The sequence below is a fragment of the Oscillatoria sp. HE19RPO genome, from assembly GCF_024220515.1.
Taxonomy (GTDB): domain Bacteria; phylum Cyanobacteriota; class Cyanobacteriia; order Cyanobacteriales; family Laspinemataceae; genus Laspinema.
This window is the reverse complement of sequence record NZ_JAMXOT010000250.1, coordinates 1-15,921: the sequence shown is the minus strand read 5'-3', so window position 1 is coordinate 15,921 and position 15,921 is coordinate 1. Positions and strand designations below refer to the sequence as shown.

At 48.0% G+C, this 15,921-nt stretch carries 12 protein-coding genes; 8 read left to right on the top strand and 4 right to left on the bottom strand.

Annotation, left to right across the window (positions count from 1 at the left end):
- Nucleotides 1-480: 480 nt before the first annotated feature.
- Nucleotides 481-627, bottom strand: a complete 147-nt coding sequence (locus NG833_RS21380; RefSeq protein WP_254567296.1) for a hypothetical protein — start codon at nt 625-627, stop codon at nt 481-483.
- Between the two features lie 54 nt (nt 628-681).
- Between NG833_RS21380 and NG833_RS21375 the strand changes: the two genes are divergently transcribed.
- From NG833_RS21375 to NG833_RS21360, 4 genes are all read left to right on the top strand, one after another.
- Nucleotides 682-1,539, top strand: coding sequence for an alpha/beta fold hydrolase (locus NG833_RS21375; protein WP_254567295.1), 858 nt, complete (start codon nt 682-684; stop codon nt 1,537-1,539).
- Between the two features lie 148 nt (nt 1,540-1,687).
- Nucleotides 1,688-2,302 (top strand): RodZ family helix-turn-helix domain-containing protein, encoded by a 615-nt coding sequence (locus NG833_RS21370; RefSeq protein ID WP_254567294.1) that lies wholly within the window; start codon nt 1,688-1,690, stop codon nt 2,300-2,302.
- Nucleotides 2,303-2,787: 485 nt separating this feature from the next.
- Nucleotides 2,788-3,930 carry a FecR domain-containing protein gene (locus NG833_RS21365; protein WP_254567293.1) on the top strand — a complete coding sequence of 381 codons (1,143 nt, stop codon included), beginning with the start codon at nt 2,788-2,790 and terminating at the stop codon, nt 3,928-3,930.
- Between the two features lie 34 nt (nt 3,931-3,964).
- Entirely contained in the window at nt 3,965-5,818 is a 1,854-nt protein-coding gene (locus tag NG833_RS21360; RefSeq protein ID WP_254567292.1) for a CHASE2 domain-containing protein, read from the top strand.
- A gap of 167 nt (nt 5,819-5,985) precedes the next feature.
- On the opposite strand, the gene NG833_RS21355 is transcribed toward NG833_RS21360, so the two are convergent.
- A complete protein-coding gene (locus NG833_RS21355; RefSeq protein WP_254567291.1) occupies nt 5,986-6,195 on the bottom strand; it encodes a hypothetical protein in 210 nt (69 codons plus the stop codon).
- Nucleotides 6,196-7,148: 953 nt separating this feature from the next.
- Here NG833_RS21355 and NG833_RS21350 point away from each other — a divergent pair.
- From NG833_RS21350 to rpoD, 4 genes are all read left to right on the top strand, one after another.
- A complete protein-coding gene (locus tag NG833_RS21350; RefSeq protein ID WP_254567290.1) occupies nt 7,149-7,346 on the top strand; it encodes a hypothetical protein in 198 nt (65 codons plus the stop codon).
- Between the two features lie 57 nt (nt 7,347-7,403).
- The gene (locus NG833_RS21345; RefSeq protein WP_254567289.1) at nt 7,404-9,728 is read left to right on the top strand and encodes a serine/threonine-protein kinase; all 2,325 of its coding nucleotides are present in this window, start codon (nt 7,404-7,406) and stop codon (nt 9,726-9,728) included.
- A gap of 381 nt (nt 9,729-10,109) precedes the next feature.
- Complete coding sequence (locus NG833_RS21340; protein ID WP_254567288.1) at nt 10,110-10,799, top strand: polysaccharide deacetylase family protein; 690 nt, start codon at nt 10,110-10,112, stop codon at nt 10,797-10,799.
- Between the two features lie 1,832 nt (nt 10,800-12,631).
- Nucleotides 12,632-13,795 carry an RNA polymerase sigma factor RpoD gene (gene rpoD / locus NG833_RS21335; RefSeq protein ID WP_254567298.1) on the top strand — a complete coding sequence of 388 codons (1,164 nt, stop codon included), beginning with the start codon at nt 12,632-12,634 and terminating at the stop codon, nt 13,793-13,795.
- A 258-nt stretch (nt 13,796-14,053) separates the two neighbouring features.
- Here rpoD and NG833_RS21330 read toward each other — a convergent pair whose 3' ends face one another.
- Together NG833_RS21330 and NG833_RS21325 are read right to left on the bottom strand one after the other, a co-directional pair.
- The gene (locus tag NG833_RS21330; RefSeq protein ID WP_256556103.1) at nt 14,054-14,209 is read right to left on the bottom strand and encodes a chlorophyll A-B binding protein; all 156 of its coding nucleotides are present in this window, start codon (nt 14,207-14,209) and stop codon (nt 14,054-14,056) included.
- Between the two features lie 138 nt (nt 14,210-14,347).
- Nucleotides 14,348-15,652 carry an ABC transporter ATP-binding protein gene (locus NG833_RS21325; RefSeq protein WP_254567287.1) on the bottom strand — a complete coding sequence of 435 codons (1,305 nt, stop codon included), beginning with the start codon at nt 15,650-15,652 and terminating at the stop codon, nt 14,348-14,350.
- Between the last annotated feature and the right edge of the window lie 269 nt (nt 15,653-15,921).

Below are 15,921 nucleotides of genomic sequence, written 5' to 3'. Positions count from 1 at the left end.
AAAAAAAGAGAACGACTGAAGTCGTTACTACGAACAAAAAAAGAGAACGACTGAAGTCGTTACTACGAACAAAAAAAGAGAACGACTGAAGTCGTTACTACGAACAAAAAAAGAGAACGACTGAAGTCGTTACTACGAACTTATGAGAGCGACTGAAGATTGTTGTTTTAGTCGGTTTTAACCGACGTAGGGGCGCTTCGCGAAGCGCCCCTACAGGCCGCCAATCGTTTGAACCCCCGACGGTTGTCGCTGAACAGGTGAGGATGAATAAATCGGATTAAGTTAATAGCGTCTGGGGGTTTGGAGACGATAAAGGACCCCGAAGGTAATGGACAGAAAAATTAAGAGCCAGAGGACACCACTGGAAATTCCGGTCAAAATCCGGAGACCTCTGAGTATCCAGAGGGCTAGAGTTAGGCCAGAAATGGTCCAAAATACTCCTAATGCGATCTGCTTTTGATTCAAAGGTTTAATCTGATGTCAAACTGGACTAAGAAATGAAATTATAGCATATTTTAGGCGCAAATCGTTCAAGGGATGCGATCGCATAACTTGTCCGATTTGCCATAAGATTGGGGGTGGGGTGACGATCGCCCCTGGGAAGTCCGTAGAATCCTCAATTGCCAATTTTTTACCGAAAATCTAAAATCTAAAATCTAAAATCTAAAATCTACACCTGCGATGATGCCAACCCGTCACACCCTGAATTTTCCTGATTTCCAGCTTTCTTATCTGGAATGGAATCGGGGAAAAGAGCCGTTATTGTTGTTGCATGGGTTGGGAGACCATGCGCTGGTTTGGTCGAGTTTAGGGGAATACCTGAGCGATCGCTATCATATTATTGCGCCGGATTTGCGAGGACACGGTTATAGCAGTAAACCTGTGAAGGGTTACACCACCTCAGATGTACTCGGGGATCTCGAAGGATTATTCCAGCATCTCAATTGGCGATCGGCTAATGTTTTGGCTCATTCTTGGAGTGCGAAAATCGCCCCGATTTGGGCGCGATCGCATCCCGATCGCTTTAACAGCATGATTTTGGTGGACCCTATCTTTATCACCAAGATGCCGTCGATCATGAAGCTGAGTTTTCCCATCCTCTATCGGACTTTAGCTTGCCTGAAAATGATGGGACCCTTTCCCAGCTACGAAGCGGCACAGATGCAGGCGCAGCAGTTGGATCAGTACAGCGGGTGGAGTCCCCTGCAACAACAGGTTTTTCAAGAAGGGATTGAGGAAAAACCCAATGGAGAGTGGGGGAGTAAGTTTACGATCGCCGCCCGAGATGGCATTTTTGAGGATGTTCTGCGCGTGGACGGATTAACCGAACCCCTAAGTACCCCGACCCTATTCATTCAACCCGAACAGGGTGTTAATCGCGCCGAATGGCAAATGAAACCTTACAAAACTTATCTCAAAAATCTGACTCTCCATCGGATTCCAGGTAATCACTGGCCGTTTTTAGCGACTGCAGAGACTTTCAATGCGATCGTCGCCGATTTTTTAACCGGGGTTTCTACCCAAAACTTGGGTGATTAGGGACCTGGCCCTGATTGGAGAGTAGACAAATTCCACTGAGAGTTGTTATCACTTGAGGGGTTATACATCTGAGGGGTGTTACCCCACATCTTGACGCTTTACACTTCTACATGAGAATCTGTTCCCCTAAAGCACGGAGAAAATCGTAATGACAGGATCGAATTTAGCCTTTGATTTTACTGGAGTGTCCAGACCCAAGTCAGCAGAGGAAGAGACTCTGCTGAGTCGAACAAATTTAGAGAATGCGACGGCAATCAGACCCACAGAAACTGACCCATTCATGACGGGGATCAGCGATCGAATCGAACTCAACAGCGATCGCCCCTGGGAAGAGACCCTGCGGCAACTGGGTCAAGAACTCCAAGAATGCAGAGAACAGCAAGGACTCTCTCGCGAAGAACTCTACAACTTGACCCATGTCCCCCAGTATCAGATCCGCGCCCTCGAAACCGGGGCGATCGAGAAATTACCCCAAGATATCTACGTCCGAGGGTTTATCCGTCGCCTTGGGGATGCCTTGGGATTAGATGGATCCGCCTTAGCCGATTCTTTACCGGAACGCAATCCCATCGAAACCGTCGTGGGTTCGACAAGACCCTCAAAATTTTCTTTGAGCCTGTCACTGAGCCCGATCCATCTTTACCTGGTCTATGGCGTGATTTTGTTTAGTGCAATTTTGGGTCTATGTTTCCAAAAATCCCACAACACATCTATCTCCCCGTCCAATCCAGCCCTTTCCCAACCCGTTGATGTAAACCCATAAAAAACGCTTAAATCTGGCTAAATCTTGTAAAGGCAGGGATTATTAATTAAACAACGGAACAGCCCTGGGTTATTTAGCCCTAGGGTATTGTCTCAACTCGTAAATTCCAGTCGCGCAATTCCCCCGGAATTGTCCCGTGGCATTGGCGAATCAGATGGGTCTTTGTCCCCTTGGGGATGTAGCCCTGTTGAAGCCACAAGTGGAGGACCAGCCCGCACTTGGGGTCCGGTTCAGACCCAACCCAAGCCGAGAGGAGACTCAAAATAGCTCCGGATTGGCAGATCAAGAATTGGAAACCTGATAGAGATTCAGGCTGGGGTGCCTCTATATTGTACTTAAGAGACTGAAGCATCAGCCTTGAGTGCTCGCGGAAGCGAAAGACGAATCTATCCCAGAGGAAACTTCTGGAGAATCTCAGTTCGTCGTGGGTTTGGTGTAATCGCGCCGATATGCTCTAAAAATACTTCCATAAAATATCCAAGCAGATGAATAATATTTCCACCCCTGTTTTAGGTTTACCTCAGATTGTCCGAGCCATATTATTATCCTGGGGAGCGATCGCCGCTTTAACTCCCACTCCAGCAATGGCGATCGCCTCCCCGGACATTCAACCGGAAACCCAGACCCACAGAGACCTTCCCCCGGGAGGTCTCTCGTTTGTAGAAGGACCTCAATTCACCCCCCCAGAGAGCGTCTTGGCCCTAGAAGCGCCCGAGGAAGGCATCCCCGCCTCCTTAAACCCTGGGGAAAGTCGCCCCCTCCCCCTCTTTTCCCAAAATCAGGAGCCTTTAAGCCCTGATTTATTCGCACAGACGACCGGCAGTTGCGCCGGAGGAATGAGAGTAGAATCCCTCCGAGGGACCGTCACCTTTGAAGGCCGTCCCATTCAAATCGGGGACTGTTTCCAACCGGCGACTGGCATCTGGGCCGCAGGAGAGAACTCCAGCGCTCGTTTGCGATTTGACAACTTTCGGGGCAGCCTAGAAATGGATGAACTCAGCGAGTTTGAGATCGAAAGCCTTGCCGATGGTAATGTCGAGCTATTTGTCCGCCAGGGACAGGTCAGATTTTCCCTGGGACGGTTAACCCGTGATTTGGCAACCGAACTTAATGGAGAGGCGATCGCCCTGAAGACCCTCCCCTTCTCCCTAGAAGACCCCCTGTTAACCCAGGACCGCACCGGAGATTCCCCCTTCAGAGTCCGGACCCCCACCGGAGTCGCCGGAGTGCGCGGCACCTCCTTTGGAGTCGATGTCGGACCCAACGGTCAAACAGGAGTCCGGACCGTTGATGGCAGCGTCAGCGCCAGCGCACTCGGACAAGAAGTCCTGCTCGGTAACGGACAATTTACCGTGATCGCCCCCGGTTTGGGGCCCACTGCGCCCCAACCGATTCCTGCTGCTTCCAAACTTGAATTGCTCGTCACCCAACCCCGGGGTTCCAGTCGAGTTCTCATTCACGGTAAAATTGATAGTCCAGATATCTTGTTGCTCAACGGTGAACCTGTTGCTACCAATCCCGATGGCAGTTTTTCCCTGTTGATACCCAGACCCGTCTCCCGACGACTCCGGTTTGTCGTGCGCGGACCGGCAGTCCGAGAACGAGTCTATTCCATTCCGGTTCAATAAATCATCCGAATTCCTCAAATCTGGATTCCGTTCTATGGAGTTTTTAGGGCATTTTGTGGGATTTCGACAGTGGCTACAAGGTTATTGGAAAACTCATCATCCTTTGTTCCCCGGCGCGATCGCAGCGGCGATCTCCGTGACAATGGGGTTAGGCGGTGCATGGCAACCCCTAGAACGGTTGGGGTATGGGGTGCTGTTTAATCTTCGTCCCGAACTCAAATGGAATCCCCGGATTACGGTGATTGCCATTGATGGCAAGAGTTTGCAGGATTACGGACAGTTCCCCTGGTCTCGCGATCGCTATGTCGAACTCCTGAATGCTCTTAACTCTTCTTCCCCGAGCGCCATTGGGTTTGATATTCTATTTCTGGACCCGAGTCCTCAAGATGAATCCTTTGCTCGCGCAATTCAAGCCAATGGCAAAACGATTCTCGCCAGTGCCGGTCCCGAAGAAGAACCTTTACCCGTTTTAAAGGATGCAGCAGCGGCGATCGGTCATATTCTTCATGAACCAGATAGTGATGGCATCAGCCGTCAAGGAACAGTTTGGTTTAATGGAATACCGACCTTGAGTTTAGCCCTGCTGCAAGTTTCGGAACATCAAAATCCTGAGACATTATTCAATCAAATTCCACCCCAGGCCATTGTTAAGCCTTATCCAGAGTTTGACTTTCAAAATGTCTGGATTAATTGGCCGGGAAGAATTCAGCAAGTCCCGACTTATTCATTCGTGGATGTGGTCGAGGGTCGCGTTTCTCCAGATGCTTTTGAGAATCAACTGGTCTTAGTTGGGTTTGTCGCCACCGGCATTGACCGCAAAATTTCGCCCCTTCAGCCGATTACCGGGGTCTATGTCCATGCAGCAATTTTGGATAATGGGTTAGAGGGACGATTTTTAAAACGGATTCCCTCAGTTATAACGGGGTTGATTTTAATTGGGATTAGTTTATCCATGAGTTGGCTGTGGAGCGATCGCGCTCTAATGCGCTTCGGATTGGCACAACTTCAGATTGCAGCAGCATTGGGGTTTCCTCTAGCTTGGTTGGCTATCGCTTTAGCTGCTTTTACTTGGGGAAATTGGTGGATTCCCGTTGCTGCACCCATCGGCACCATGCTGTTAGCGGGAATCATCGTCCAACTGCGCGATCGCTACGAAAAACAACAGCTTATGCAGCTTTTTGCCAAACAAATTTCGCCCCAAATGGCTCGGTTAGTTTGGGACCGTCGGGATGAAATTTTTGACCAGGGAGATTTACCGCCTCAAGAATTGATTGCGACGGTTTTATTCATGGATATTCGGAGTTTTACCACCATCTCTGAAAGTTTACCTCCTCGGGAGTTACTCTCCTGGCTGAATGATTATTTGGATGCGATGTCTGAATGTATTATGGAGCATGGGGGAGTGATTGATAAATATATTGGGGATGCCATTATGGCGGTGTTTGGTCTGCCTTTTCCTCGCCAAACTCCCGAGGAGATTCAGGCGGATGCCAGAAATGCGATCGCCGCTTGTTTGGCAATGGATGGGAGGCTAAAAGAACTCAATCTACGGATGAAAGCGGAAGGAAAACCGTTGATTCAAGTGGGGATGGGAATTCATACAGGTCCGCTGATTGCCGGGAGTGTCGGCGGCAAACAACGGGCGAATTATTCAGCGATCGGGGATACGGTGAATGTGGCGGCACGAGTAGAACCCCTGAATAAAGAGATTGTTGCTCATAATCTCTATCACCTGTTGGTCACTGAAGAAACCTATAATTATGTTTGCGATCGCTATCAAGGGGTTCAAGTGACTGAAATTCACCTGCGCGGTAAACAGCAGGAGACAGTTATTTACTCAATTTTGGGGGAACGAACCGATGAAGATTCCCCCAATCCCTCGGTTTAATTATCAGATTTAGCCACAGTCCTAAATTCTCAATTAAAAAACAATCCCACAACTTACCACGCAACGGCTGTGTTATGGGATCTACGATGACAAACCTCACAACTCAAGGATGTCCTGACCCGAAGCAAGAGAAGGACGGGTTTGCCATTGCTTGATTTGCGACTCTTCTATCCACGGGATTTAGAAGGATGGGTTCCTGCTGAAGGTTTGTTTGTCGTTTTAGGATGATTGCCTTCTAAGTTGGGTTTTCGGTCCTGGATATTCGAGTGACAGCAAGGTTTAGAGTCAGGTAAATTAGATTTTTTCTTGGATTTCTTGGGGTTTAAGACTTCAATCGTGAACAGAATAAACAAGACGGAAAAAACAAATATAGCCATGATATTTTAATCTTAAACTAAAGAAACAGGGGAAGTTAAGCATCAAAAGTCTATTTAAAATAATTATTTTAAATACTTTATTTGCTTTGTGTGATGCAATTGAAAGCGTTAAATCAGCCTATTATCTTATCGATTAAAGGCTGAAATACGGGTTTTAATGAATTCTGAATTGAATGGATAGCCAGTTTTAAAAACCTTGCCAAACCCGTAATTTAAGACAAAACTGGAAATGGGTAGAGGTTCCACGACATATCACCGATTGGTCATTGCTACATTTATACTCACAAGTTTGGAAAAGTTTACTTAGCATTTAATATCTTTCAGGCTAAATACGGGTTATCCGGACAACCTGGGTTTTTTGGTGTTTTACAGCATCGGTGGGTTCATCCCAGAACCAGGGGTTCTATGCCTACCTGATGAATATCTGTCCAAATTTTGGGGTTTTGACCCCATTTCTCAGGGGAAAGTTTTTCTTGAGTCTGGATACCCTCTGGACTAGGTTGGGATTTGAGACCCCGATGAAATTTGGGTAAAGTCAAGCGGAAATTTTCATGAAAATCGATTGATTTTTTCAATGAGTTTTAAAGTTTTATGCAGAAATTATAGAGAGGTTTTAAACATTAAAAATAGTTAAAATTTTCCCCGACTATTGTAATCACTAAATACGAGTTAAACGGGCAAAAAATTGGGAGAAATCCCCCGAGTTGCGGAGGAAGGGGCCTTCGGCCAAACTAAGGCGGAGTCTGACCTTTTGCCCGGTTCCAGGGTTCAGCCCGGGTTGAAATTAATGTTATATAGGATACCCCGATAATCAAAACCCGGTTAATGGAAGAAAATTCGGGTCATTCAAAAATAATGGGCAATATTCCTGATAGAGAAAGCCGAAAGCTGAACATTGTTTGCACTGATACCTGAATAAGCTCCTAGTTTGGCTAGAAACCCCGGTCTCAGCAGTGAGTAGTTTTACTGCTGATGAGTGGTGCATCCCCCATCGAAGGCATAGCGCGATCGCCCAACGGACCGATGGCATCCAATCGAACCTGACTCGATTCGACTCGCCCAAAGGGTCAAGCGAACAGCTACAACGATTTGATGCCAGAGAGTTGGAGAGATTGTGGGGGCCTCTAACCAAGCGATCGGGTCGATTCTAAACCTCTGTGAAACTCAAGGTCAAGGTGGAAATTCTTTCTATGCAGAGAGTCGCGTCAATGCCCATATTAGAAACCTTATTAGCCGATCGCTATCAAATTGTTAAAGTTTTAAATGCCGATGGGGTCGGCAACACCTACATTGCTAAAGATACAAAAAACCCAGACCATCCTAAATGTTTCATCAAGCAGCTTAATCTAGCCACCCCTAATCCCCATTGTCTCAAATCAGCGCAACACTTATTTGGGATTGAAGCTAAAACTCTGAAACAACTGGGAAATCACGACTGCATTCCCCGACTGTTGCACTGTTTCACCGAAGCTGATTCCTCCTATTTAGTTCAGGAATGGATTGAAGGGGTTAAACTCCGTCACCTGCTACCCATCGGCAAACGCTGTAGCAAGCGATGGAGTGAAAGCGCTTGTTTGGAGTTTCTCAAAGAAGGCTTATCTCTGCTTCATTTCATCCACCAAAACGGGTTTATTCATGGCAATATCGCCCCGGATAAATTAATTAAACGCGCCGATGATGGAAAATTCGCCCTCGTAGACTTTGCCAGTGTCCAACGGATTCGAGACGAAAATATTCCGGGATATAGACAAGCTTCGATCGCCTTGCCGATCGCCACCTTTGGCTATTTACCCCCGGAACAACTCACGGGAAACTCCCGTCCCAACAGTGATATATATGCCTTGGGCTTACTTGCAATTCAAGCCTTAACGGGACTGCATCCGGCAGACTTAGAAGTGAACTCCCACACGGGAGAAATTGATTGGCATTCAGATGCGATCGCGCCAGTGGGTTCGGCGTTGGTTGCTCTGTTAAGCAAAATGGTGCGCTATCACTGCAAACATCGTTACCAGTCTGCCACCGAAGCTCTGAATGAATTGCAACTTCTCCAGTTTTCTGAGTCTCATCCCATCAATCTCTACCCGATAGAAATTCAATCCATACCCACCCCTGAGACAAGAGAAGAAACTCAGGACACTGCCGCCATCCCAGAGATAGAAGTTGCGATCGCGGCTCAAATTCCCGTAACCCTAACCTCTACAGCAACACCCAATCCGATGGAACAGAGTGATGCGATGGATAGAGTCTCCCCCATCTCCCCCATCTCCCCCATCTCCCCGATCTCCCCGATCTCCCCGATCTCCCCGATCTCCCCGATCTCCCCCATCTCCCCTGTAGATCCATCGACTGAAGCGATAACGGTTCCTAATCAACCTTTAGAAATGGAATCTATGTCGTCTACCGAAATGAATGGGACGCCAGATTCCGTCGTTGCTCAATCCTCACTCTCACCCCAACCGATCCCCTCGAAAAAGGGGAGTAGTCTTAAGGGTTCTAATATTCTGCTTCTGGGAATGTGGAGTGGGTTTGCGGTGAATTCCCTGGTGATTACAGGGGGTTTAACTTCGCTGTTTTATTTTTCCACCGCCGATGATGGGCCGAAAGTTTTAACCCAGGCGGCTGTAGAATATCATGCCGGGGAGTATGACAAAGCGATCGCCCTGGCTGAGTCGATTCCCAACTTTAGTGAGGCTTATGGTGAAGCTCGCACTAACCTGGACCGTTGGCGAGTAGACTGGGAAAAAGCTCAGAGCCAATTCCCGATAGTAGAAAAAGCCTATCAGGAACAGCAGTGGGTCGAAGTGATCCAAGCTGCCGCCCCAATTCCTGAGATTGCCTATTGGCAGGATAAAATTACTCCCTGGGTGGAGGAAGCGACGGTGCAAGTTGCACCGCAAACGCCGGAATGGTTGGAAGCTGCTTATGCCAAGGGGGGAGAAAGAGATTTTAAGGGGGCCTTAGAATTACTCAGGAAGATTCCCCCAGGGACTCCGGCTTATGAGGAAGCGGTTTCTAAAATTCCCGAGTATGAAGAAAGTTATCGGATCCGCCTCGAAGCGGAAGCGCATCAGTTAGTAACCGAAGCTTACCAAGCGGCGATCGCCAAAGATTTTGCTAAGGCGATTCAGTTGCTCGAAAAGATTCCCTCGGGGACGCCGACTTATGCCAAGGTGCAAGAGAAGATTAGAGAATATCGCGACAAGCAGCGGATTAAGGGGAATTCACTGTTACAGGAAGCCTATCAACGGGCGCGCAAGCAGGATTTTAAGGGAGCGATCGAGATTCTCAAACAGATTCCTCGGGATACCCCGGCTTATGCGATCGCCCAAACCAAGCAGGTGGAATATGCTCAAAAGCAGCGCAATCGGCGTCACCGGGCATCGGTGAATGGGGTCAATGGGGCGACGGATGCTCCGGTTCAAGTCGTCGGGATGTCTGTGGATCGGCAACTGGGCGATCGCACCGCCGTCAGTTTTCTCGGGGAGGTGTCCCCAGGGTTCAATCCGGGGGATTTGTTACAAGAGATTTCTTGAATGGGGTTGAGCGCTTGAGGTAGGGGTTCGGTGAGGGGTTGAGTTTAGGTTGTTGCCTAACTCAATCCCTGATTTTTGAGGGCATTAGGTTAGGGGTCAATGATTAAGGAATGCCAGAAAAAGTAAATTTTTGGCTGGGGACCCCTGGATTTGGGTTCTGAAGTTGAAGGCTCAAGACCGATTATCTTTAAACAATTTTGACAGTTTCTTTACACAATCATTAAAAAACTTTTATCATTATAGGGTAAAATCGGGAGTTTTATAGTGCCAGTTTTCGGGGCCGGAGAGCGGGCTATTTGTGAGCGGAAATTGTTTTAGGCGGATCCGGGATAAAAATCGCCTCAAAGGTTACATTTGATAAAGAATAATTAAGACTTGCTCATGAGATTTGCGCCCTTATATCCGCTGGTTTATCGAATTCTCCAACCGAGCTTTCCGAAGTGTCTGTGGTCGGGACAGAATACGGAACCGGCGATCGCCTTGACCTTTGATGATGGACCCCATGCGGAATACACGCCCCAGTTACTGAAGGTGTTAGACCGTTACGGGATCATCGCCAGCTTTTTTTGGCTGGGGGTTTGCGTGGAGCGATCGCCTTGGGTTGCTAAAGCGGTGTATGAACGGGGACATTGGATTGGGTTGCATGGATATGAGCATCGGTCATTTCCGCGCCTGAGTCCGACTCAACTACAGGAGAGTTTAGAGAAAAATCAAGTGGCGATCGCTCACGCCTGTGACTTGGAACTCGAACAGGTCAAAACCCAGATCCGAGACGTGCGACCCCCAAACGGCTTGTTTACGCCGGGGATCTTGCGTCATTTGCATCAGTGGAACTACCGTCCAGTCATGTGGAGTGTGGTGGTTGAGGACTGGTGGAGACCCGGGGTATCGGTGGTGGTGGACCGCATTCTGAGGCAGGTGCAGAACGGGTCCCATATTGTTTTGCATGATGGATGGCATGGGGGGGAAGACGTGGCGGCGATCGCCGAGGAATTAATTCCCGAGTTATTGCGAGCGGGTTATCATTTCGTTACAATTGATGGCCTATGGCAGTCCTGTAGCCCACTCTAGCCTGGGTAAACCTGATAGGAAGCGACAACTTTCACAAAATTTAACACAAGGGTTGGCAACCGGCGTTGATCTAGGGATAATGGGTTCCTTCACCGCGATCAATGTCCCAGGGAAAAGCCGGATCACCACTGAAGTCAAGAGACGATCGCGATCGTCAGCCTAATCCGTGCCACAAAAAAAGGATTGAGTCATCGATCTATTCTGTGGAAGTTCAAGAAACCCTTTCTGTATCAAAGCCAACCGAGCCAGATGTGTCACAATGAGAATGAAAATAACAGCAATCGCGATCTCGACAAAAAAAACACAGATGTCGATCCGTTCGCAAATGGGGGAATGTTAATTTAAGATTCATCTCTAACCTGTCAACTTTCTGGTTGATTGATTAGAATAACTCAGTAAAGTACCGTCATTGAACCAGGTCATTATGGAACAACAACCCATAACAACCGCTTGCGGGGGGTCTGTAAGCTGGAACGATTGGAGTTGAAAACGCAATCAGAGCAATTTCAACCCCCGTTGAGATGGGGAAGCATAACCGACCTTCCGTGGGGTTCACTGTTGGTCGTCTGAAAAAAAACGGGCAGCTAGATTATAATTGTCCTACCTTGGGACAAGGCAGGGGTTGCACCCAAAAACTCATTTCATGAGGCACTGTAAACACAACTCCCCAAAGGGGGAAAAACGAAGTGCCCTCTGATGCGGTTGGTGTCAGCTCTATTCGGGGGTACTCCCACAAATGCCTGTGTCATTTCCTGTCGGAACCCATTCAAATCCAATCGCTAGAGGAGGGGTCCAACTTCTTCTCAACAATCATCAGTGGCAAGGGTGAAGCAAAAAACCAAAACTATGTCCAATCAATTGGCTGTAGGGAGGGGATCTAGCTTAAGCAAAACACTCCATCCCAGTCCGGATAATTTGAGAGGAGATCGCCTCTGAGTCATCAGTTGCATCCTTTCTTTGATGGAGAGATGGATTTTGTGACTCGTTTCATTCAAAATAGTCGCCAATGACTGAACCGTTTGCTACAATTTCAAGCAACTAGGGGGTGATGGAGAAACCGGGTCTGACCGAATCTGACCACTCATGAATGCTGAAGGACCGCCTGATTGAGTACCGGCCAAGTCTTTGGATGTGAGTAAATTTAAGGAAATCAAGTAAAAATGGGTGCAGTGACAGTTTTTAGATTATTTGGAAGTGATCAGGGAAAACATCCCGGGAATGAAGATCGGTACAGCCATCTGAGTCGATGGCAATCGTTCACGGAGAATAATAGAATAGGGATTCAGTCATGATGCCTTCTAAAACAAGACGAACCTTGTTAAAGTGCCTAGATCAAGGTTATCATGTCAACCCGCAGCGAGATCGGGATACCCCTGATTTCGGGGCATGAGAACCCCAGAAACAAACGACAATGAAAACCAAGGTGCAATTTTTGTGAAAAAGGCTACAATCGGGAAGGTCTTATCGGGACCGTAGAGAATCTTGATTGATTTCCACTTCTAAATAGCCCTGAAGGTGTGTTTAGTAAGTGATGTATCGAACCCCCTTTCCTGATCGGCAGCAGTTGAGTGAGGCGTTTCGTGACTAGCCATCGGATCCGTTGATCTCCTGAAGAGAAAAAATGGGGCGCGTGGTGACCATCATCACCGACAGGCGATCTCTCGCCGGAGCCAATCGTCTCTTGATTTGGAGTCCAAGGCAGTTGCGTAATGACCCGCTTTTGACAGGTCAAAGGTTCGTAAAACTCAGTGATGGGCTAGGGTGTTAGCACATCCCCCAATCACACAAATTTGTTAGTTGATTGTTTCGTGATAGAGCATGAGGAACGCGGCATGACCCAGGCTAATAACGTACTGGCACCTATTGAGAACACCGATATCAAATCCATCGGTCAATCTCAGCATGATTTAGAAATATTAATTGAGACTGATGACGAACCTCTCATATCCATTGATGAGGATGAATTTTTAGGGGCAGTCTCAGAAGACGATGACCCGAAAGCAACCAAGGCGCGATCGACTCGTCGTCGGGCGCAACCTAAGAAGAAGCATTATACGGAAGACTCTATTCGGCTTTATTTGCAAGAAATCGGTCGCATTAGACTGTTGCGTGCAGATGAAGAAATTGAACTCGCTCGCAAAATTGCCGACTTGCTGGAATTAGAGCGAATTCGCGAACACCTTTGCGATCACTTACATCGCGAACCCTACGATGCGGAGTGGGCCGATGCGGTGAAGATGACTTTGGGTCAATTTCGCCATCGACTTCATTGCGGTAGACGGGCGAAAGATAAAATGGTCCAGTCTAACCTCCGTCTGGTGGTGTCGATCGCTAAAAAATACATGAATCGGGGACTTTCGTTCCAAGATTTAATTCAAGAAGGGAGTCTGGGTTTAATCCGGGCGGCTGAAAAGTTTGATCACGAAAAGGGTTATAAATTCTCCACCTACGCCACTTGGTGGATTCGGCAGGCAATTACCCGGGCGATCGCCGATCAATCCCGGACTATTCGTCTTCCGGTTCATCTGTATGAAACGATCTCTCGGATTAAAAAAACCACCAAACTTCTATCCCAAGAAATGGGGCGCAAACCCACGGAAGAAGAAATTGCAACTCGGATGGAAATGACCATCGAAAAGTTGAGATTTATTGCTAAATCTGCTCAGTTACCCATTTCTTTAGAAACCCCGATTGGTAAGGAAGAAGATTCCCGATTGGGCGATTTTATTGAGTCCGATGGGGAAACCCCAGAAGATCAGGTCTCGAAAAATCTATTGCGCGAAGACCTCGAAAGCGTTCTGGATACCCTGAGTCCTCGGGAACGGGATGTTCTGCGCCTCCGGTATGGGTTAGATGATGGCCGGATGAAAACGTTAGAAGAAATTGGTCAAATCTTTAATGTGACCCGGGAACGGATTCGTCAAATAGAGGCGAAAGCTCTGCGGAAGTTGCGTCATCCCAATCGCAATAGCATTCTCAAAGAGTACATTCGCTAGGCAAATATACTGAATCTGGGAGGCGCGATCCTAAGATAGTGATCCTAGATAGATCGCGTCTCTGATTCTGCTACTCCCAATTGCGATCGCACGATCGGGCTAACATCAGATATTTAACGGTCATTGGTCATTGGTCATTGGTCATTGGTCATTGGCTGTTGGTCATCAGGTCATCGGCCCCAAAACAAAATCGGGGGTTCCCGTCGGAACTCCCCGATATTTTGTCATACCTGGTCAAATCATGGGTTCTTAACCGGCTTACATGATGCCTAAAAAGTGCAGAACACCTTGACCTGTGGTGAGTTCAAGGAGTACCGCAGAAATAAACCCGATCATCGCTAAACGACCGTTCCAGTTTTCTGCACTCGGCGTAAATCCCCAATTCCATCGATTGCGTGGTTGTGGTTCTATCATGAGATTAAACTCCAATTTATAACGGTTTGTTTCGCTTTCATTAAAAATTGTAACAATTATTTGCCAAAGTGACAACTTTGTGAATTAGCCATTAGGGGCAGGGGCAATCAGTCTGCCATCACCCCCCAGCATCCGCCTTTAACGATCGCTGGCAAAAATTGCCATTCCCGTTTCCATATCAAACAGGTGAATTTTTTCTAGGGCGATCGCCAACCAAATCTCCTCCCCCGGATGCACCATCCAATCCGGTTCAATTCGCGCCTGAATCGGTTTAGGTAGGTCATGACCGGGCAGTGTACCCACAATATAGGTCTCCGAACCCAACGCCTCAACCAAATCCACCTTGACCTTCATATTTTTAGTCGCTGCCGGACTCACACTCAGATGTTCGGGCCGAATTCCTAAAATTATCGATCGCCCGTCATACCCTTGTAACGCCGTCCCCCAATATTCCGGCAAGGTAAACCGAAATGAGTCATGGGCGATAGATAACGGGGCCTTAAACTGCACCGGAATAAAGTTCATGGGCGGTGACCCAATAAATTCCGCCACAAACAGATTCGCCGGTCGGTGATACAGTTCCAGTGGGGCAGCGATCTGTTGAATTTGTCCAGCATTCATCACCGCAATGCGATCGCCCATCGTCATCGCTTCGGTTTGATCATGGGTGACATAAATCGTCGTCGTCTCTAACTGCCGCTGCAACTTGACGATTTGACTGCGCGTTTCCGCCCGCAATTTAGCATCTAAATTAGAAAGCGGTTCATCCATTAAAAACACCTGGGGATTTCGCGCCATTGCCCGTCCCAGGGCCACCCGTTGCTTTTGACCCCCAGAAAGTTGTTTCGGCAGGCGATCGAGTAATGCTTCGATTTGCAGCAACCCCGCCACGGTTCGGACTCGCTGATCCACTTCCCGTTCTTTTGGCGAAAGATAGCGCAGGTATTTCGGGAGATTCCGCGTCATCGAAACTAAGGCATCTTCCGCCCAATTCGGAACCGAGGCACCATCCTCTCGGACCGTTGTTCCCTCGGATGTCGCCTCATTCATCACCAGAGTTCGTCGTAACCCAAAGGCAATATTGTCATAAACCTTGAGGTGGGGATAGAGGGCGTAGTTTTGAAAAACCATCGCGATATCGCGGTCCTTGGGGGGGAGGTCATTCAGGAGGCGATCGCCCACCCAAATATTCCCGGCAGTTAATTCTTCCAATCCCGCAATCAAGCGTAACAGCGTACTTTTGCCACATCCTGACGGTCCCACCAGGACCATAAACTCCCCATCTTCCACGGTAAGGTTAATTCGCCGTAAAATTTGGGCCGGTTTTAACGCCGGGGTGGAGGTATCATCGGTTCTCCCTATCCCATCTGGTGGGACTGGAGTCGGTTTTTCCCGGCGATCGCCATAACTTTTGTAAACGTTTTCAATAAGAACTCTAGCCATAATCTGCTCAAATCTTTATTAACTGCGACAAGGATCGCGTCTGTTTTCATTCTCCCTTACTTTCTCTCTGGTTGTGGCATCAATATCCTCAGTTCTGGGTAAAGCAACGACTTCACGTTCTCTTCACCCGTTCGTAGTAACGACTTCAGTCGTTCTCCGGTGTTCGTAGTAACGACTTCAGTCGTTCTCCGGTGTTCGTAGTAACGACTTCAGTCGTTCTCCGGTGTTCGTAGTAACGACTTCAGTCGTTCTCCGGTGTTCGTAGTAAC

Excerpts from the sequence above, each read along its gene's own strand:
- NG833_RS21375 (WP_254567295.1), top strand. The coding sequence starts at position 682 with ATGATGCCAACCCGTCACACCCTGAATTTTCCTGATTTCCAGCTTTCT.
- NG833_RS21370 (WP_254567294.1), top strand. The coding sequence starts at position 1,688 with ATGACAGGATCGAATTTAGCCTTTGATTTTACTGGAGTGTCCAGACCC.
- NG833_RS21365 (WP_254567293.1), top strand. The coding sequence starts at position 2,788 with ATGAATAATATTTCCACCCCTGTTTTAGGTTTACCTCAGATTGTCCGA.
- NG833_RS21360 (WP_254567292.1), top strand. The coding sequence starts at position 3,965 with ATGGAGTTTTTAGGGCATTTTGTGGGATTTCGACAGTGGCTACAAGGT.
- NG833_RS21355 (WP_254567291.1), bottom strand. The coding sequence starts at position 6,195 with ATGGCTATATTTGTTTTTTCCGTCTTGTTTATTCTGTTCACGATTGAA.
- NG833_RS21345 (WP_254567289.1), top strand. The coding sequence starts at position 7,404 with ATGCCCATATTAGAAACCTTATTAGCCGATCGCTATCAAATTGTTAAA.
- NG833_RS21340 (WP_254567288.1), top strand. The coding sequence starts at position 10,110 with ATGAGATTTGCGCCCTTATATCCGCTGGTTTATCGAATTCTCCAACCG.
- rpoD (WP_254567298.1), top strand. The coding sequence starts at position 12,632 with ATGACCCAGGCTAATAACGTACTGGCACCTATTGAGAACACCGATATC.
- NG833_RS21330 (WP_256556103.1), bottom strand. The coding sequence starts at position 14,209 with ATGATAGAACCACAACCACGCAATCGATGGAATTGGGGATTTACGCCG.
- NG833_RS21325 (WP_254567287.1), bottom strand. The coding sequence starts at position 15,652 with ATGGCTAGAGTTCTTATTGAAAACGTTTACAAAAGTTATGGCGATCGC.